This is a genomic window from uncultured Olsenella sp. (genome assembly GCF_959602185.1).
GTDB lineage: Bacteria > Actinomycetota > Coriobacteriia > Coriobacteriales > Atopobiaceae > Olsenella_I > Olsenella_I phocaeensis.
On record NZ_CAUGRZ010000005.1, the window covers coordinates 12,163 to 31,174 of the forward strand.

General features: G+C 65.1%; 12 protein-coding genes. 8 read left to right on the forward strand and 4 right to left on the reverse strand.

Features of this window, described 5'->3' with window-relative positions; all coding sequences use genetic code 11:
* Positions 1–224 precede the first annotated feature (224 nt).
* Together Q5923_RS04730 and Q5923_RS04735 are read right to left on the reverse strand one after the other, a co-directional pair.
* Positions 225–1,331, reverse strand: a complete 1,107-nt coding sequence (locus tag Q5923_RS04730; protein ID WP_303132469.1) for an asparaginase — start codon at positions 1,329–1,331, stop codon at positions 225–227.
* Positions 1,332–1,431: 100 nt separating this feature from the next.
* Entirely contained in the window at positions 1,432–2,436 is a 1,005-nt protein-coding gene (locus tag Q5923_RS04735) for a DMT family transporter (RefSeq protein WP_062531711.1), read from the reverse strand.
* Positions 2,437–2,576: 140 nt separating this feature from the next.
* On the opposite strand from Q5923_RS04735, the gene Q5923_RS04740 reads away from it, so the two are divergent.
* The 8 genes from Q5923_RS04740 to Q5923_RS04775 all read left to right on the forward strand — a co-directional run bounded on the left by Q5923_RS04740 (position 2,577) and on the right by Q5923_RS04775 (position 14,552).
* On the forward strand, positions 2,577–3,455 hold the full coding sequence (locus Q5923_RS04740; RefSeq protein ID WP_062531712.1) for a LysR family transcriptional regulator: 879 nt from the start codon (positions 2,577–2,579) through the stop codon (positions 3,453–3,455).
* Between the two features lie 333 nt (positions 3,456–3,788).
* Positions 3,789–5,468 (forward strand): energy-dependent translational throttle protein EttA, encoded by a 1,680-nt coding sequence (gene ettA, locus Q5923_RS04745; RefSeq protein WP_062531713.1) that lies wholly within the window; start codon positions 3,789–3,791, stop codon positions 5,466–5,468.
* Positions 5,469–5,489: 21 nt separating this feature from the next.
* A complete protein-coding gene (locus Q5923_RS04750; RefSeq protein WP_062531714.1) occupies positions 5,490–6,227 on the forward strand; it encodes a copper homeostasis protein CutC in 738 nt (245 codons plus the stop codon).
* 655 nt (positions 6,228–6,882) lie between these two features.
* A complete protein-coding gene (locus Q5923_RS04755) occupies positions 6,883–11,076 on the forward strand; it encodes an InlB B-repeat-containing protein (protein WP_303132473.1) in 4,194 nt (1,397 codons plus the stop codon).
* A complete protein-coding gene (gene lepB, locus Q5923_RS04760; protein ID WP_303132475.1) occupies positions 11,076–11,720 on the forward strand; it encodes a signal peptidase I in 645 nt (214 codons plus the stop codon). Before Q5923_RS04755 ends, lepB begins: the two co-directional genes overlap by 1 nt.
* Before the next feature lie 61 nt (positions 11,721–11,781).
* Positions 11,782–12,879: a Spy0128 family protein gene (locus Q5923_RS04765; protein WP_303132477.1), complete on the forward strand. Its 1,098-nt coding sequence runs from the start codon at positions 11,782–11,784 to the stop codon at positions 12,877–12,879.
* The gene (srtB, locus tag Q5923_RS04770) at positions 12,880–13,812 is read left to right on the forward strand and encodes a class B sortase (protein ID WP_303132479.1); all 933 of its coding nucleotides are present in this window, start codon (positions 12,880–12,882) and stop codon (positions 13,810–13,812) included. It abuts the gene before it with no gap.
* Complete coding sequence (locus tag Q5923_RS04775) at positions 13,809–14,552, forward strand: hypothetical protein (protein ID WP_303132481.1); 744 nt, start codon at positions 13,809–13,811, stop codon at positions 14,550–14,552. Before srtB ends, Q5923_RS04775 begins: the two co-directional genes overlap by 4 nt.
* A gap of 469 nt (positions 14,553–15,021) precedes the next feature.
* Here the strand turns inward: Q5923_RS04775 and Q5923_RS04780 are convergent, their stop codons facing one another.
* Positions 15,022–16,908, reverse strand: a complete 1,887-nt coding sequence (locus Q5923_RS04780) for a heavy metal translocating P-type ATPase (RefSeq protein ID WP_303132483.1) — start codon at positions 16,906–16,908, stop codon at positions 15,022–15,024.
* Positions 16,909–17,445: 537 nt separating this feature from the next.
* Positions 17,446–18,858, reverse strand: coding sequence for a glycoside hydrolase family 25 protein (locus tag Q5923_RS04785; RefSeq protein WP_303132484.1), 1,413 nt, complete (start codon positions 18,856–18,858; stop codon positions 17,446–17,448).
* Positions 18,859–19,012: the final 154 nt, after the last annotated feature.

Sequence of the window (19,012 nt, forward strand, 5' to 3'; positions counted from 1 at the left end):
CTCATCTAAGTTTACACAAGTAAACTTGATGAATTGCGCGCTGTGGTGCAAAACTGCGCATGGAAGCTCCGAATTGTGGAGAGAAACGACAAAAGCCCAGTTACGCGAAGGGCATCCCAGGAATCGTGCGCACTTTTCGTGCAGCAGCCCTCTGGACGGTTCCCGTCCTGCCTCCCAATCGCCCTCGCGTCGCCCGCCAGGGTGTCCGTCGTGTGTCCGCCCGCCTATCCCAGCGTACGGTCGTGGTTCACAGGCGCGTAGAAGAGGCGCGCCACCTCGTCCTGGTCGCGCGTCTGGCCGAGGGCCCACATGGTCTTCGCCACCAGGGCCTCGGTGGTCATGTCATCTGCTCGCAGGATGCCCGGGTGGTCTGCGTATGCTCGACCGACCTCGTATACCCCCAGGTCGAGCCCCTCCTCGGGCACCTGGGTGGTGATGACCAGCGTCCGGCCCGATGCGACCCAGCCATAGATGGCCCGCCGGTAGGCGTTCCCGTCGTACTCGGGTATCCCGCCGATGCCAAAGGTCTCCAGTACCACGGCGTCGTAGTCCCGTCGCAGCAGGTCGAAGATGCTGGGCCTGAGCTCGGGGGTCAGCTTGAGGACGATGACCCTCTCGTCCAGCTCGTGGTAGAAGTCCGGTCGGCGTGCGGGCACGCCCGCTGCCGTCGCGTTCCCGTCCGTGGCCGCCGCACGCTCGCCCCTGCCCACTGCCAGGCAGTCGCCTGCCGCACGCCTGTCCCCGCCCACTGCCGCGCAATCGCTCGCTCCACCGCCCTGCCGTATGATCCGCTCCGACCTGATGACGGCCAGGGGAGGGTAATTCACGCTGGTGAAGGCGTTGAAGCTCAGCGTCCGCTGCTTGTGCGCCCGCGTTCCGGCTATGACGCTGCCGTTGAACGCCACGCTCACGTCCCGCGACCCGTCGTCGCAGGCATACAGGACGGATTGGTACAGGTTGAGTTTGGCGTCGGTGAAGGGGTTCGACATGGGCTGCTGGGATCCCGTGAGCACGATGGGCTTCCTGCTTCCGCGCACGAGGTAGCTCAGCGCCGCAGAGGTGTAGGCCATGGTGTCCGTGCCGTGCAGGACGACGAAGCCGTCGAAGTCGTCGTAGGCGCCCTCGATCATGGAGGCGATGCGCAGCCAGTCCATGGGCCGCATGTTGGTGCTGTCGATGTTCATCGGCTGGACGATGCTGAGCTCGCAGAGGTCGTCGAGCTGCGGGACGAAGGCCGCGAGCTCCTCTCCGCTGAGCGCGGGCGAGAGCCCGCCGCCCTGGGGCAGCGAGGCGATGGTGCCTCCCGTGGCGACGATCAGGATCCTCTTCATGGCGCGCATGCTCCCGTCTTGGGCCAAGCCGACGGGGTCATGGTAGCGGAAGGCGAGAGGGACGCGCCGTCGCTGTCGTTGGCGCCTGCCAGCGACGGGCCTACCGCGCGAGCACCGCCCTCCTGCGGACGAGTGCGTGCCTGCCACGCGTCGCCGCCAGACGAGCTGCGTCGCGCATCGCATCGATGGCGCCGCCCAACGCCGCGCCGCCCACGAGCTCGCTCGCCGCGGCACCGCCCACCACGAGCGCGGCCCCGAGCATGCGGCCGGGGGTCAGGGACTCTCTCAGGAGCAGCGCTCCCAGCGCCACCGCGCTCAGGGGCTCGAGGTATCCGCATACGGCGACGCGCTGGACCGGCAGCCTGCCCAGCGAGGAGAAGTACAGGTAGCAGCCCAGCCCGGTGTTGACCAGTCCCAGCACGAGCACGGCCGGCAGGTTGGCACCTGCGACCTGGCCGGGTGTCACGAGTCCGCCCGTCGGGATCGACCAGGCGGCGACCGCGGCGAAGCTCGCCAGCATCTGCACGCAGGCCGCCTCCATGCCGCCCACCTCGGGCGCCCGCTTCGAGAACACGACCATCACCGCGTACATGAGGGCGGAGGCCCCGCCCAGAGCGAGGCCGCGCGGGTCGGGCGCGCTGCCGCCGCACTGCGCGACCACGAGAAAGGCCCCCAAGACCACGCAGCCAAAGCCCGCGAGCTTGGGACCAGTGAGCCTCTCGCCAAAGAGGAGGGGGGAGAACAGCATCACGATGACCGGCCCGCAGTAGTACGCGAGCGACGCCACCCCCACGCCCACCAGGCGATATGCCGCAAAGAGGAAGATCCAGCCCACTCCCAGCGCGGCCCCGGAGAGCGCGAGCGCCGCCGCCTGCCGGGGATGCTCCAGGCAGGCGAGAGGTGCCACGGCCTGGCTCGCGGCACCATCTGCACCGGAGCGCCGCCGCCACAGGCTCGCGCCGAGTGCCGCGCACAGGGCGAGCGAGCCGAGCAGCGTGCGCAGGAGGACGACCTGTCCGCTGGGCAGGTCTATCTGGCTGGCTATGATCCCGTTGAACCCAAAGAGCAGAAGCGATGCCAGGTACTTCCCAAAATCTCGCGACATGGTGGAAGGGTCCTCCGAGCTCGTGCGAACAAATCAGCCATCAAACTTTCGCACGCGTCGGACCATATTAAAAGCGAATGTTTATCATGTTTGGCATGCAGGTTTGTGATGCATGGACGAGTGCCGGAAGCGGGGTCGCCGTGGAGTCAAACATCCAGAAGTACCAGGCCTTTCTCCAGACCGTCCGCCTGGGCAGCATCACCCGGGCAGCCAGGTCGCTCGACTACTCGCAGTCGGGCGTCAGTCGCATGGTCGCCGACCTCGAGCGGGCCTGGGGCGTGAGCCTGCTCGAGCGAGGCCATGGTGGCGTGCGCCTCACCGCCGAGGGCGAGCGACTCCTGCCCTTCGTGGAGGAGGTCTGCGAGGGCGCGCGCCGCCTGAGCATGCAGGTGGACGACATCAACGGCCTCGAGACGGGCACCGTTCGCATCGGCACCTTCTCGAGCGTGGCCACGCACTGGCTGCCGCGCATCATCAAGCGCTTCCAGCGGGACTTCCCCAACATCGAGTACGAGATGCTCCTGGGCGACTTCCCCGAAATCGAGCGCTGGTGCGAGGACGGCCGCGTCGACCTGGGCTTCCTGCCCTACGCGCCCGCCCCCGCGTCGCTGGGCGCGCGCTGGCTCGAGGATGACGAGCTCTTAGCCGTCCTTCCCGAGGGCCACGAGCTCGCGACGACCTCCGCCCCCGTGCCGCTCGCCCGCCTCTGCGAGGAGCCCTTCATCATGTTGGAGCAGTCGGGCGACGAGGAGGTGCGCTCCGTCTTCGCGCGCGCAGGCCTCACGCCGCGCGTCCGCTTCACCACCTTCGACGACTACGCGATCATGTCCATGGTCGAGAGCGGCCTGGGCCTGGCCATCCTTCCCGCGCTCATCCTGCGTCGCAACCCCTACCACGTCGCGGTGCGGCAGCTCGACCCGGTCGCGCACCGCTCGATCAACGTGGTCTATCGCGACCTCGACCGCCTGCCCCTGGCGGCGAAGCGCTTCCTCGGCTACCTCGACTACCGCAGCGGTTGAGGCGAGCGGCTTCCGCAGGCCCGAGTGGCCGCAGACGAGAGCGGCGCGCGACCTCGTCCGTAGCCCGTTTCCAGCGCCCGTCCAGTGCCGGCCTCGCGCCCCCGTGCGCCGCGCCTATTGCGCCCCCGTGCGCTGCGCCTATTGCGCCCCCGTGCGCTGCGCCTATTGCGCCCCCGTGCGCTGCGCCCCTCTCGCCCAGATGGCCGACCTCACATAGAATGGTGAACGAGCAACCGACCGGTCGACCGCAGGCGGTCGCGCAAGAAAGATATGCGCCGTCCCGCGCGCACGCGCCGGCAGGCCGCGTCCCCACCCCCAACCCAAGGAGTCCCCATGGCAGAATTCGTCTACCAGATGTACAAGGTCCGCAAGGCGTTTGGCGAGAAGGTCATCCTCGATGACGTCACGATGGGCTTCTATCCCGGCGCGAAGATCGGCGTCGTGGGCCCCAATGGCATGGGCAAGTCCACGCTGCTCAAGATCATGGCCGGCATGGAAGAGATCTCCAACGGAGAGGCACGCCTGGCGCCTGGCTTCAGCGTGGGCATCCTGCAGCAGGAGCCGCCGCTGGACGAGTCCAAGACCGTGGGGGAGAACATTCGCGAGGCCTTCGGCGATATCATCGCCAAGGTAGACCGCTTCAACCAGATCGGTAACGAGATGGCCGACCCCGATGCGGACTTCGACGCCCTCATGGCCGAGATGGGAGAGCTCCAGAACCAGATCGACGCCGCCAACGGCTGGGACCTCGACAGCCAGCTCAGCCAGGCCATGGACGCCCTGCAGTGCCCCGACCCCGACGAGGACGTGAGCCACCTCTCGGGCGGCGAGCGCAGGCGCGTCGCGCTCTGCAGGCTCCTCCTCGAGGCGCCCGACCTGCTGCTCCTCGACGAGCCCACCAACCACCTCGACGCCGAGTCGGTCCTCTGGCTCGAGCAGTTCCTCAAGGGCTACCCTGGCGCCGTCCTGGCCATCACCCACGACCGCTACTTCCTTGACAACGTGGCCGAGTGGATCTGCGAGGTGGACCGCGGCACGCTGTATCCCTACAAGGGCAACTACTCCACCTACCTCGAGACCAAGGCCGCCCGCCTCGAGATGGAGTCCAAGCAGAACGCCCGCCGCGCCAAGAAGATGAAGTCGGAGCTCGAGTGGGTGCGCAGCTCCCAGAAGGCCCGCCAGGCGAAGAGCAAGGCCCGTCTCGCCGCCTACGAGCAGATGGAGGCCGAGGCGCGCCGCGCCACCAAGGTCGACTTCACCGACATCCACATCCCCGTGGGCCCGCGCCTGGGCTCCAAGGTCCTGGAGGTCGAGCATCTGCACAAGGCCTTCGGCGACCGAGTGCTCATCGACGACCTCAGCTTCAGCCTGCCCCGCAACGGCATCGTGGGCGTCATTGGCCCCAACGGCGTGGGCAAGTCCACGCTCTTCAAGATGATCGTGGGTCAGGAGCGGCCCAGCTCCGGCACCCTCGAGCTGGGCGAGACCGTCCAGCTCTCGTACGTCGACCAGGGGCGCGAGGGGCTCGACCCCGACAAGAACGTCTGGGAGGTCGTCTCGGGCGGGAACGACTTCATCCAGGTGGGCACGACTGAGGTGCCCAGCCGCGCGTACGTGAGCGCCTTCGGCTTCAAGGGCACCGACCAGCAGAAGCCCTCGGGAGTGCTATCTGGCGGTGAGAGGAACCGCCTCAACCTGGCCCTCACGCTGCGCCAGGGCGGCAACCTGCTCCTGCTTGACGAGCCCACCAACGACCTCGACACCGAGACCCTGGAGTCGCTGGAGGAGGCGCTGCTCGAGTTCCCGGGCTGCGCGGTGATCACCAGCCACGACCGCTGGTTCATGGACCGCATCGCCACGCACATCCTGGCCTGGGAGGGCACGGACGAGAACCCCGGCGCCTGGACCTGGTTCGAGGGCAACTTCGAGGACTACCAGCGCGACCGCATCGCACGCCTGGGGCCGGACGCGGCGCGTCCGCACCGCATCCATCGCAAGCTGACGAGGGACTAGGGGAGAGGGGCTGTCGCTGCCATGATCGAGGTCTGCTGCGGGAGCGCGTCGGACGCCCTTGCCGCCTGGCGCGGGGGCGCGCGGCGCATCGAGCTCAACTCGGCCCTCGAGCTGGGCGGGCTCACCCCCAGCGTGGCCAGCCTGAGGCTGGTGAGGGAGTCCACGGGCCTCGAGGTCGTGGTGATGGCACGGCCACGAGGCGGGGGCTTCTGCTATGGGGGGCTTGAGTGGCGGCAGCTCCTGGACGAGGCCACGATGCTGCTCGAGGAGGGGGCGGACGGCATCGCTTTCGGGGTGCTGGACGCGCCGCGTCACCTTGACGAGGCGAGAACGGCGCAGATGGTGTCCCTGGTGCACTCGTATGGGGCGACGGTAGTCTTTCACAGGGCCTTCGACCTGGTGGACGAGCCACTTGCCGCGGCCCGGCTGCTGGTTGGGCTGGGCGTGGACCGCCTGCTCACCAGCGGGCAGAGGCACACGGCCTGGGAGGGGCGCGAGCTGATTCGCGAGCTTCAGGTGCAGCTGGGAGACGAGCTGCAGATACTGCCCGGGTCCGGCGTCAATGCGGGGAACGCGCGGGAGTTGAGGGAGTTCACGGGCGTGGGGCAGCTACACTCCTCCTGCCGAGCGCTGGTCGATGATGCCGCCGCCTCGGGTCGCGACGTGAGCTTCGCCGTGCAGGGGGGCGCCGACGTCGCACGTCGCTACCAGGTGAGCGAGGAGCTGGTTCGGGCGCTGGTCGCGACCGAGACGGCATAGCCGAAGATTGCTCCGACGTCGGCTTCCTCGCCTCTCCGCTGCTTCGCTCCTCTGCCTCTTTGCCTCACCCCTCTCACCCTGCGTTCTCTATGCATTTCTCTGACTTTTTCTGACAAAAGCCCAGGTAGATTTCTGCCGAGTTCAGGAGAAGGCATAGAGAACGCAGGCAGGTTCAGGAGAAGGCATAGAGAACGGCCGCCAACGACGCTGGGTCAGGGATCGGCATAGAGAACGCTTGCTGGGACGGGGGCGCGGGGCCGTGTTCGGGTCCGGCATGCGGCGCGCAAACGATCCGTGGCATGCGCGCCACTCTCGCTTGACCTGGCCTCTTGTGACGTGGCGTGCAGTTCATGCGTCGTTTGCGCATGACGCAGGTGCGCAGACGACTTTCTGGGCCAGTCATACGGCCAAGTCCTGACTCGCGTTGCGAAGTCAATGAATATTATTCTTATAATATTTTGTCAAAGGTAAGCAGTGTAAATGCTACTATTTAAGTGACTCTTACTATGAGTTTGAGAAAAAATGCAGTAAAACCGCGGTTCGTATGGCTAATATGGGAGTATCTATAAAGTCCCTTAAAGGGTTCGCGTAGAGCATATTGTAATGATCGTATACCGTCTGCCACAGCATATACGCAGACGCTTGGACGGTGGATATGGTTTCGAACAAGAGGGCTCCCGGGCTTCTTGCCGCGGTCATCATCGCCTGCCTCGTGGCGGCGCTGGGCTTCGGCCGCCATGTCTCGACGCTCGCAAGTGCGGAGGAGACCGGCACACACACGCTTGGCACCACCATGGACGACGGGACCGTCGTCACCATCGAGGCCCAGGCAGACGTGCTGCCGCAGGGAACCACCGTCGAGGCGCGGCTTGTTGACGACCAGAAGGTCATCGACGCCGTGAACGGCAAGCTCCAGGACGGCGGCAACAGCGCCACGTCCATCAAGGCGATCGACGTCACCCTGCGCGATTCCAATGGCAACGAGGTCCAGCCCAACGGAAGCGTGAAGGTGACCTTCTCGAAGACTGGCATGCAGAACGATGGCGTCCTGGTGTACCACGTGACCGACGCGGCCGGTTCGGCCAATGCGATTGACGCGACAGATGTGAACGACACGACAGCCTCGGCCGGTGCGATTGACGCGACCAGTGCAGCCGATACGGCTGCCACGGACCAAGGAAATGACCGAGGCGAGAGTACCGCGCCCGCGAGTCCGCAGAGCGAGGGCCAGCAGCGCGAGAGCACCGAGGATCCCGCTCCCACGGGTTCGACTGTTGGACTCACGGCCGAGGCACCCCTAAAGGTCGAGGAGGTCAAGACCATCAAGGCCGACGCTGACGAGCAGGTCTTCGAGGCGAACCACTTCTCGATCTATGCGATTGTGGACACGGGCGACGTCGCGCGTCTCGAGGTGAGGTTCCATAAGGCGGATTCCGATGACGTCACGTCCATTCTGGTCAAGAAGACCGATGACGTGGACTCCGTCGTGTACGATCCGGGCGCGGGCACGGTGCCGCAGGGCAAGAGCTTCCGCGGCTGGACGACGGATGCCAACTACACGAAGGACACGGCGCCCCAGACCATCGCTGACGTGCGTTCGCTTGCGACCAGTGCACTCGCGAGCGAGACCTTCAAAGACGGTGACACCTTAGATTTGTATCCCATCGTCCTCAAGTCCATCAGCGTCTCGTACCTCGACGAGCACAACGTGTCGCTTGGCTCCACGACGACCTACCTCGACCGCAATGAGGACTCCCTCTCTTATACCGTCAACATGGCGTACACGCCGGCAAGCTCCTCTCAGAACTTCGAAGGCTGGGACGTGAGCTCCGGAAGTACGTACATCGCGGACTATACGCCGGGTGCCTGCTATCCAAACGGTTCGCCGCTCACGTTGACCGGCGATGTGGTGTTCTCTGTCAATGCCCCCGAAGGTCACTGGCTCGTCTTTGACGAGAACGGCAAGGATGCCACCTACAACGCACCCCAGTTCGTGAAGAGCGGCGAGCCAACCCAGGAACCGGGCATCGCACCCAAGCGTGCCGGCTACACCTTTTCCGGTTGGTACACGGACAAGGACTGCACTCCCGGAAACGAGTTCCACTTCGGTAGCTCCATCGAGGACAACACGACCATCTATGCCAAGTGGGACCACAGCGACACGGCCGACTACACCGTGGTCGTGTGGAAGCAGAACGTGGCGGGAAATGGCTATGACTTCAGTAAGTACGTCATGCTCAACGGAAGCGTGGGCAGTGTCATCGACACGGTCGTGCAGAGGGGTAGCGGCAACGCGGCATACGCGACAATCGATGGCAACCCCGAAACCTATGCCGGCTTTCATTTGGACCACTTCGACCAGGGCGTCAGGATAACGCCCGAGGGCACCGCGGTTCTCAACGTGTACTACGACCGCACGGAGTACACCCTGTCGTTCCAAGCTCCCGTCGACACCTACAGTCCGACCTTCGGCGCCTACGGCGAGCAGTACGGCTATGTGAACGGCAGCTATGTCCCTCTGACCTACGATTATTACCCCTACTACGGCTATATCTGGACATACACGGAAGGTGGCAACACCTACCGCTACACCGGCCAGCGCTATGTCCGCCAGAAGAGCATCCAGACGGTCAAGACCATCACGGCCCTGTACGGGCAGGACATCTCGCAGAACTTCCCCATTGTTGGGAATGACGGGACGAGCTATGACGGATACGTTTGGACGCCACGGAACAGTCAGGTGTTCACGACGGGCGACGTTCACTCGCTCGAAATCATGCCGGCCGAGAACACGACCTTAAGGCTCCGTGGCTACGGTGCGGGCCACATGAATCACCTGTACTACTACACCGAGGTGGCTCCCGGCGAGACGGGCGACGTTACCTATCGGGGCAAGCAGTACAACCAGCACCTGCACCTGCAGATTGCGAGCCGAGTGACCTTGAGCTCCACAAAGTCGGAGGATTTCCACGACATTGCTGGATTCACCCAACTCACGTCCGACCCGTCCTTCGGCAGCAGCAATAAAGTGTCCCTCAACGTGTCGAACGGCTACTCGATACGCTTCTACTACTCCCGTGACACCTACAACGTCCAGTACATGGATGGCGTGTACGTGGATAGTAACAACATCGTGCTCGAGAACATCAGTCACACGTTGCTGAGAGTCACGGACTCCATGTCTTACGGTGACGACCTCAGCTCCTACAACGCGGGTGGAAGCAACTATTACCAGCCCACTCCTGCCCATGCGGGCTACTCGTTTGCTGGGTGGTACCTGGACGAGCGGTGCACGCGCCCCTACACCTTCAGCACGATGCCTGAGAACGGCGTTACCGTCTATGCCAAGTGGGTCAGGAACCGCTATCGTGTCTTCCTTCATCCCAACGCGGGAACGGACAACACGCTCGACTGGGGTTCTGACGTCCCCATGACCTCGCTCATCACATACGGTGAAAAGGTGTCGCTGCCTACGGGCATCCGCGAGGGCTACGACTTCGTGGGCTGGTATACGGACCCCGGCTGCACCCAGGTGTTCAGTGCGGATACGTTGCTCAGCGATGCCGTGACCATCCCCTACGACAAGAACGTCGACATGACCGACCCCATGGACAAGTGGGGCAATGGCGCGACGACCAACGAGGACGTCGACAGTCCCTGGGTCATGCGCAAGCTCGACCTGTATGCCAAGTGGCGCAAGACTTTGACGGGCGCCAACGGCATCGGGGTCACATACGACAGCAACGGCGGCGAGAATGCTCCCAGCGACACCATGCTCTACCTCGATAATTCCATGGCCGTCGCCGGTGCAGCGTCGACGGCACCCGCCGGCAAGCTGTTCATGTACTGGGTCATCCAGACGTGGGACGAGGGCCAGGGTAGGTATGTCGACGTGACGGACGTGTCTGGCACAAAGCAGACGGTGTTCCCCGGCGACACGTTCACGGTGCTCAAGGACAACGCGAGAGTCACTGAAAACGATGACAACACCCCAGAGCATCCCAGCTACACCTATACCGTGCAGCTGCGTGCTGAGTACGGCGACAAGGGCAGTCCTTCGACGGTAAAGACCATCTTTGACGCCAACGGCGGAAGCTTCAGCGAGGGAACCAAAATCAAGGGTGTGACCAACCTCAACGACAGAATTACCGTCCCCGCCGCCCCGACGCGTACGGGCTACGACTTCGTAGGCTGGGGCGCCTCTGCCGATTCGACTGCTTTCGCGGTTGCGTCCGATTCCAAGCTCGCATCCGAAAAGGGCTATGCCGCTGATAATCTCTCTGGTCTGGCGTGGGACGCGGGGCAGGATGCCAACGTTCTCTATGCAGTGTGGGAGCCAAGGCCGGTCGAGTTAATTGTTCAAAAGGAGATTGAGGGCAAGCAGGCTGACCTCACCAAGAAGTTCGACTTTGTGGTCAGCGTTACCCACGACGGCAAGACATATTCTGCCAATGCACAACTGAGCAATGGCGAAGCCGGCAAGTTCGCAAAGCTTGCTGATTCGAATGGGCTTACCTATGACCTCCATTACGGAGACGAGGTGACTGTTAAGGAAGCGGAGGCGCCTGGCTATACGGCTAGGTGGACTATCCAGGATGTCACTGCTGGAGACGGAATAATCTGCAGTTACAAGTTGACGGAATCTAATGTAACGGTGAACAACACTTCGGATAACACAATTACCTCGAAGGTCACTTTCACCAACACCAAGAATCCGATTCCCGTCACCGGCATCGCTGCGGCGACGCTGGGCCGGGCCTCTCTCCCCCTGGCACTTGGCGTTGGCGGGGCGATCGCCATTGCCGGAGTGATCGTCACCCGTCGCAGGAATGCCGGGTGGGGTGCGTGATGCCGAGGCACTACGCACAGAGTCCCCTCCCAGGCGAGGAGGCGCACCTGCGACGCGAGCCCACGACGCAGGGCGCGGCTGCCACTGTTGCCGCGCAGCTTGCGGAAGATGCCGATGCCTCCACGTCCGACGCCGGGTCCGAGCCTCAGGCGCCCCTGATCGCAGAGCTCGTCCTCCTGGTGCTCAAGCTGGCCTTCGTCCTGGGCTTCGTGGCCATGGTGTTCCTCTTCCTCTTTGGCCTGTTCCAGGCCCCGGACCAGAGCATGAGCCCAGCCCTCAAGGAGGGCGACCTGATCGTGTACTACCGCCTGCAGAAGGACTACTCCGCAGGCGACCTCATAGTGGTCAACGACGAGGGCAAGAAGGAGGTCCGCCGTGTCATAGCCGTGGCTGGTGACAAGGTCGAGTTCTCTGAGGACGGGCTGGTCCTCAACGGGTACCGCCAGGCGGAGGACGGCATCTACACCCAGACGCTGCCGTTCTCGGTCGGAATCACGTACCCGGTGACGGTGGGCGAGGGACAGGTCTTCGTCATGGGAGACAACCGCCCCGAGTCGAAGGACAGCAGGATCTACGGCCTGGTGGACATCGACACGGGCACCGAGGGCGAGGTAATGACGGTCGTCAGGAGGAGGAACTTCTAGCGGCCGCGTACATAGCAAGGGTAGGATGCGTCTAGCAGGCGCGAACAGAAGGGATTTGAACATGAGGATGCAGAGCAAGCTTGCGGCAGTGGCCCTGACGGCCGCTCTCGCGCTCGGAGGGATCACGCCCGCGCTGGCGGCGGAGCCTGGCTATGGCGTCGGCGGGGATGCGGCGGGCAAGGTCATCAGCGGCGGGAACGTCTCTATCACCAAGGTGCTGAAGACCAACGAGGGGTCGCACGTCAAGGCCAAGTTCACCTTCAAGGTCGAGGGCGTTACGGTGGACACGGGCAACGGCGGCAGCTCGGAGTCGACCGACGGGCTCATCCCCACGATCGGCGACATCACGCTCGAGGCCACTGGTGATGGCGCAGACAAGTCCCAGGCGCAGGCCGTCACCCTTCCGACTTACACCCACGCTGGCGTCTATGCCTACCTGATCAGCGAGAACGCCACCAAGGCGGAAGACATCACCAACACCGACGGCGCCAGTGGCACGATGGTGGACAGCACCGACAAGTACCTCATGCGCGTCTACGTGGAGAACGGGGGCTCTGGTGTCGCCGTCAAGAGCGTGACCTTCGAGAAGAATCCCACCACCAGCGCGGTTGGCACGAAGGTTGTCCAGGGCGATGTCAAGTTCGAAAACACCTTCACTGAGAAGACCACCCCAGACACTCCGGGCCAACCTTCCAAGAATGCCGTAAAGGTCACCAAGAACGTCACGGGCGGCTCTGGCGACCACAACAAGGATTGGAACTTCACGGTCAAGTTCACCGCGCCCACGAACGTTCCTGCCGGCTGGAGCGTGGGTCAGATCACCGCCAGTGGCGTCGAGGGCATCCAGAACGCCGACGGCACCGTCACCTTCAAGCTGAAGCATGGCCAGACCGTCACCTTTGACAACGTGGTCATCGGCACCAAGTACAGCGTGGAGGAGTCCGAGGCCAACAAGGACGGCTACACTACCACGGGCGTCTTCGCAGAGGCGAAGGCTGTTGCCGATGACGCTGCCAACGGCGCCACCGTCACCAACAACAAGGAGTCCGTCACCCCCACGGGCATCGTCCTCAACAACCTGCCCTTCGTCCTGATGGGCGGCGTGGCCGTGGCCGGCGTCGTGCTCTATGGCGCAGCCAAGAGGAAGCTCGAGCGCTAGATGAATCGCCAACTGCCCCGTCGGCTGGCCCTTGGTGCCATCCGACTCACAAACTGGCTGGTCGACGGGGTGGTTCTCTCCGTACTGATGCTCATCGTCTGCTTCACGGCCTACGCGGTGCTCGACAACAACCGCGTGGTCGAGCAGGCGGACCGCGAGCAGTTCGAGTCCTACCGCCCCAGCTCCAACGACGATTCCAGCTTCGAGGAGCTCGAAGCCAGGAACCCCGACGTGCTGGGCTGGCTCACGCTCTATGGCACGGGGATCGACTACCCCCTGGTGCAGGGCAAGGACAACGACCAGTACCTCAACGTCAACCCCATGGGGGAGTTTGCCCTCTCAGGCTCGCTCTTCCTGGACTATCGCAGCCCAAAGGACTTCTCCGCGCCCAGCACCATCGTCTTTGGCCACCACATGGAGAACTCCCTCATGTTTGGCGACCTGGACCGCTTCGGGGACGGCGAGTACTTCAACCGGCACCGCCGTGGCAACATCTACTACGGGGGTGCCAACCACGGCGTCGAGGTATGCGCCTACCTGCTCGTAGACGCGTACGACGAGGTCGTGTACAGCACATCGGTGGGGAGCTCTCCCTCGACGGAGGAGTTCCTTGCCTACCTCAAGTCCCATGCGGGTCAGTGGGTGGATGGGGCGCTGACTCCGGACGACCACATGCTCGTCCTCTCCACCTGCGGGTCTGGTACCAACGACCGGCACATCGTGGTGGCGAAGGTCGTCGACCAGACCTTCCAGAACGACTTCACGGAGGAGTCCGTCGACCGCACGCTCGCGGGCACGGTGGGCAAGGGGCTCGCGCTCTGGGCGAAGATCGGCCTGGGACTTTTGGTGTTCCTGCTGCTGGCCTGGGTGGTTGGCGCTCCCTCGCGGGGACGCAAGGGGAGCCGAGGTGCAAGGAAGGGTGATCGCTCGTGAGGAAGAACGCTACGGACCCGACGCGGGGCCTCTCTCGCTCCATGCCTGCGCTTGCCTCCTGCCTGCTGGCGCTCGTGGTCTCCCTGCTGCCCGTGCGTGTGGCCTTGGCCAAGGGGCCGCTTTCGATTGACGTGGCGCAGAGCTTCGTGGTGACGGGACGGGTACCCGAAGGCGTCGACGGGACGTTCGAGTACGAGCTGGCTGCCGTCGACGGCGCGCCCCTGCCCGCGGATGCGGACGGCGGAAGGTACGGCTTCGCGCTCACGGGCGACGCGACCCAGTCGATCGCGCTTTCTGCCACGGGCTCCGCCGCTCCGGGAAGGATTGCCTTCGACCACGTGGGCGAGTACTCCTACAGGCTGAGCTGTCTGGGCGTCGCCGGTTCCAGTCCCGCCGAGGGCCTGAGCGTGGACAATGGCACGTACGACATCCGCGTGAGCGTCCAGAGCGACCCCGGTTCCGCCTCGGGTCTGCGCATCGGCTGGGTCGAGGTCAAGGACTCCAAGGGAGAGAAGACCGACGCCATCGCCTATCGTCACAGCTTTGCGGGGGCGGTGGAGCCAGGCCAGCCGGGCCGGTCGGGGGAGAAGGAGCCCGAGGGTCCGACCGTCCTGGGGCTCAGGCTGCCCAAGACCGGCGACGCCAGCTGGGGCATGATCAAGCTGAGCGCTGCCATCTGCGTCGTGGGCGTGGTCGCGCTGGTCGTGGGCTTGCGCGGACGGCGCGACAGGCGCCGGTAGGGAGGCTTCTCTCCGCTGGCATCTCTCGCCTTTCCGGAGTCATCCCCCCGCGCCCCCGTCCCCCCCCGCGCCCCCCGTCCCCCGTCCCCCCGCGCCCCCCGTCCCCTTGCGTTCTCCCGTCCCTTTCTCCCCCCGTTCGTTTGTTCTCTATGCATCTCTCTGATTCCATCCTCTTCTCTATGCCGATTCCTGAACCCGACGGAAATCTACCTGGGCTTTTGTCGGACGGCTTCAGGGAAATGCATAGAGAATGCGACTAGGGTCAGGAGATGGCATAGAGAATGGTCGTCACCGATGCCGGAATCAGGAATCGGCATAGAGAACGATAGCGGGGACAGACAAGGGTAGACAAGCGAGGGCGGCTGCCGCGGCATAAGTGAGAAAACCGCAGGCAACCCATCCGGTTCACCTGCGGTTCCTGTCAGTTGGCCCCTTCTGTTGGACTCACGCGCGAGTGCGTCATCGCCCCTCAGATCCGAAGCGTCCGACTTGCGTTGAGTACCGCCAGCACCATGACGCCCACATCACCAAACACCGCGAGCCACATGGGGGCCAGCCCCAGCGCTGCCAGCACCAGGATCGCTAGCTTCACGCCGATGGCGAAGGCGATGTTCTGCCGCGCGATCGCCAGGTTCTTCCGGGCGATGCGAATGGCCTCGGCTATCTTGTCCAGGCCGTCGTCCATGAGCACCACGTCCGCAGCCTCGATGGCAGCGTCGGAACCCATGGCTCCCATGGCGATGCCCACGTCCGCGCGCGCCAGGACCGGTGCGTCGTTGATGCCGTCGCCCACGAAGGCCACGGTCGTGCCCTCGGGCTTGCTTGCGATGAGCCCTTCGACGGCGGCCACCTTGTCGCCTGGCAGGAGGTTTGCCCTCACGTCGTCGATGCCCAGCGAGCCGCCGATCTGCTCGGCCACCTCGCCACCATCCCCCGTGAGCATCACCAGGCGCTGGACCCCCTCGGCCCTCATGCGGGTCAACGACTCCCTCGCACCTGCCTTGACCTGGTCGGCCACCACGATGTGACCCACATAGACGCCGTCCACGGCCACGTGGATGATGGCGCCCTTATGGTCGCAGGGCCTCCACTGGGCGCCGACGCTCTCCATGAGGCGAGAGCTGCCCGCCACGACCTGCCTGCCGTTCACCATGGCACGCACGCCCTGGCCGGGAACCTCCTCCACGTCGCTCACGTCGCAGTCATCATGCTCGTTGGGGTAGGCGTTGCGCAGCGTCACGGCGACGGGATGCATGGAGTAGCGCTCCACGTGGGCCGCGAGGTGCAGCAGGCTGTTGGCGTCGATGGCGTCGGGGTGCACGGCCTCCACCTCGAAGCTGCCCTGGGTCAGGGTGCCTGTCTTGTCAAACGCCACGGCCTGGGCCTTGGCCAGCGCCTCCATGTAGTTGGAGCCCTTGATCAGGATGCCGCGCCGGCCCGCCCCGCCGATGCCGCCGAAGAAGGTCAGCGGGATGCTGATCACCAGCGCGCAGGGGCACGAGACCACCAGGAAGGTGAGCGCGCGCAGCAGCCAGACCGAGAGGCTCGCCGCGAAGTCGCCCGACAGTAGGGGTGGGACGATGGCCAGCGCGATGGCGGCAAAGACCACGATGGGGGTGTACACGCGGGCGAAACGGCTGATGAAGCTCTCGCTCCGTGACTTGCCCTCGCTTGCGTTCTGCACCAGGTCCAGGATCCGCGAGGCGGTGGACTCGTCGAACTCCTTGCTCACGCGCACGCGCAGGGCGCCGCTCACGTTGACCACGCCGCTGGCCACGCCGTCGCCGGGCGCCACGTCGCGGGGCAGGCTCTCGCCGGTCAGGGCCACGGTGTTGAGGCTCGAGCGGCCGTCCAGGACGATGCCGTCCAGGGGGACCTTCTCGCCCGGGCGAACCAGCACCACGTCGCCCACGTGCACCTCCGTGGGGTCGAGCGAGACGAGCTCGCCGTCGCGCTCGAGGTTTGCCACGTCGGGTCGGATGTCCATGAGCTCGCTGATGGAGTCTCGTGCACGGTCCTCGGCCAGGTCTTCGAAGAGCTCGCCTACCTGGAAGAAGAGCATCACGAAGACTGCCTCGGCGAACTCGGGCTCTCCGTTGGGGAGGAAGCCGATGAGGAGGGCGCCCACGGTGGCGATGGTCATGAGCAGGTCCTCGTCGAAGGGCTCGCCGTGCGCGACGCACTCCAGCGCCTCGAGCACCACGTCGTAGCCCGCCACGAGGTAGGCAGGCAGGTATAGGAGCAGCTGCTGCCAGAGGCCGAGGCTCGCGAGGCGGCTGGCTATCGCCGCTGCCACGAGGAGCCCCGCAGACGTCAGGATGCGTGCGAGCTTGACCCTGTTTTCCTTCTCTTCCATGGTGCGCCCCCTAGATGATGCGTATATGAGCAATCACTCATAACTTGAGTTGGATTGTAGGGAGCTTGGAAAGGGGAGTCAAGGGTGAATTGCGTCGGATGCATGGAGGGGCCGGAACGCATGGTGAGTGCGGCTGCGGGATGGGTGGTGCATGGCGGCGGCTGCGGGCGGCTGGGGCGCATGGGGGTGCGGGGCGACTGGGGCACGGCCGGCGTGCTGCCGTCCGGAGCGGCACGTCCTCCACGCATGAACGCACGCCCCTCTCGCCTTGCACGCCATAACGCACATGGCGTTCGACGTTTGCCCAGTTGGCAAGCATCGTCGTTGTGCGCAACAGCGTGCTCGATGAATGTCTTGTGCGTAATGGCGCGCGCGATGAATGTCACGTGCACAACGGCGTGCGCGGCGACCGGGAGCGTGCGCGGCGAGTGCGAGCACGCGCGTGAGCGGACGTATGCGTGACGGTGCGTGTGCCAGGCGAGAGAGAGGCGCTCGTCCTCGACCCGCCGCGGCCGCCCGTTGCGCGCCGGCCCGGTCCTATCCCTCCGCCCCGTCGTGCAGCAGTGACGTGAGGTCCAGGTCGACGTCCACCGGCCCGTCGATGCCGTCGATGGTGCCCGCGTTGCTGTACTGCCACAGCGCGAAGCGCAGCCTCATGCTGGGCGTGGAGCCATACTCCGCATACCAGTAGCCATAGGACGCAAGCTCCTCCAGGTCGTAATAGCCCAGGTCTACCTGGTTGCCATAGACGATCGCCGTGTACCCGCCCTGCTCGATGCGCTTGCAGAACGCCAGTGCCACCTGAGCAAGCTCCTGGGCGTCCATCTGCGAGGAGCGCCCGGCCATGACGTCGGACGGCTCCAGGTCAAACGCCACGGGATAGTCCAGCTCGCTGCCGTCCAGCCGCTTGAGGACGAAGTCGGCCTCCTCCTCGGCCTCTGCGGCGGTCGTTGCCTGGGAGTAGAAGTAGGCTCCCACCTTGAGCCCGGCGGCCTTTGCGTCGCGCAGGTTCTTGCGGAAGAGAGAGTCCACCACGATGTTGCCCGCCACGGTCCCGCGATAGCCCAGGCGCAGGTAGGCAAACGAGACCCCGTCTGCCCTGACCTTCTCCCAATCGATCTCCTCTTGGTGTTCGGATACGTCTACGCCCAGCTTGGACACCGTGGTCCCGTCCAACTTGTAGGCGTAGTGGTTGGGGTCGGAGCTGTCGAGCCTTGACCAGTCGAAGACGCTGTTGTCGCGCGCGAGCGAGGCGTCTCCCACGGAAGTGTCCACGGCGTTTGGCGCGTGGTTCACGATCTCGACCTTGGGCTCGGCGTAGCTCTCGGTGGGGCTTGCCGAATTTGTGGGGTGCGTCACGTAGTAGGCGATCGACGCCACGAGCGCGGCGGCCACCACGACGATGGCCGAGGCGGTCATGATCTTCTCTTTGGGAGGCTTGCGCCGTTCCTTCTTCCCCGACGCCTCGCGCCGCTTCGCCTGGGCGTCCCGGCGTGCCTTGTTGATCCTTCGACGGGAGTCCGACGGGTCGGAGGGCGTGGGCGGCGCCACGGGCGGCATGCCGCGACGCGGGGAGCCGGCGCGCGTGATGGAAGGGCCGTCGGTCCGGCTGGTGCCCCCGCGGCCGACGTTGGTGCCCCCGCGGCCAACCTGTCCGTGGTTGCCTGCGGCGCGGGCGGTGATGCCCCGCGAGCTTGCGGTCCGGGTCGTGGCGCCGCGGCGGGAGGGGAGTCCCGTGCGGGCGGCCTCCGTGCGGGCGGAGCCATGGCGCGTCGAGGTGGTGCCGCGGACCTGGTGCGGAGATCCGCTGGCGGAGCTAGGACTGCCGGTGCCCCGGCGGTGAGACCCACCGTCCCGCCCGCTCGCGCCGCGCCTGGCGGGTTGCTTGGAGTTGGACGGGCGGGAGCCGGACCTGCCACCATCGCGCCTGGTGGGCTTGCGGGGGCTCATCGGGCCACCTGCCCGCCCGTGGAGCCTGGACGCGGGACGAACCCACGCGTGCATCCGTGCCGCGTCATGCGCCCTCCTCCCCTGGCTGGCGTGGTTTCTTGGGTCGGCCGGCATATGCCACCGTCACCGCTTCGTATGTGGAGAGTATCCCATG

Bases quoted from the DNA above. Each gene is read 5' to 3' on its own strand.
- Q5923_RS04730 (WP_303132469.1), bottom strand. From the start codon at position 1,331: ATGAAGAGGATCCTGATCGTCGCCACGGGAGGCACCATCGCCTCGCTG.
- Q5923_RS04735 (WP_062531711.1), bottom strand. From the start codon at position 2,436: ATGTCGCGAGATTTTGGGAAGTACCTGGCATCGCTTCTGCTCTTTGGG.
- ettA (WP_062531713.1), top strand. From the start codon at position 3,789: ATGGCAGAATTCGTCTACCAGATGTACAAGGTCCGCAAGGCGTTTGGC.
- Q5923_RS04750 (WP_062531714.1), top strand. From the start codon at position 5,490: ATGATCGAGGTCTGCTGCGGGAGCGCGTCGGACGCCCTTGCCGCCTGG.
- Q5923_RS04755 (WP_303132473.1), top strand. From the start codon at position 6,883: ATGGTTTCGAACAAGAGGGCTCCCGGGCTTCTTGCCGCGGTCATCATC.
- lepB (WP_303132475.1), top strand. From the start codon at position 11,076: ATGCCGAGGCACTACGCACAGAGTCCCCTCCCAGGCGAGGAGGCGCAC.
- Q5923_RS04765 (WP_303132477.1), top strand. From the start codon at position 11,782: ATGAGGATGCAGAGCAAGCTTGCGGCAGTGGCCCTGACGGCCGCTCTC.
- srtB (WP_303132479.1), top strand. From the start codon at position 12,880: ATGAATCGCCAACTGCCCCGTCGGCTGGCCCTTGGTGCCATCCGACTC.
- Q5923_RS04780 (WP_303132483.1), bottom strand. From the start codon at position 16,908: ATGGAAGAGAAGGAAAACAGGGTCAAGCTCGCACGCATCCTGACGTCT.
- Q5923_RS04785 (WP_303132484.1), bottom strand. From the start codon at position 18,858: ATGAGCCCCCGCAAGCCCACCAGGCGCGATGGTGGCAGGTCCGGCTCC.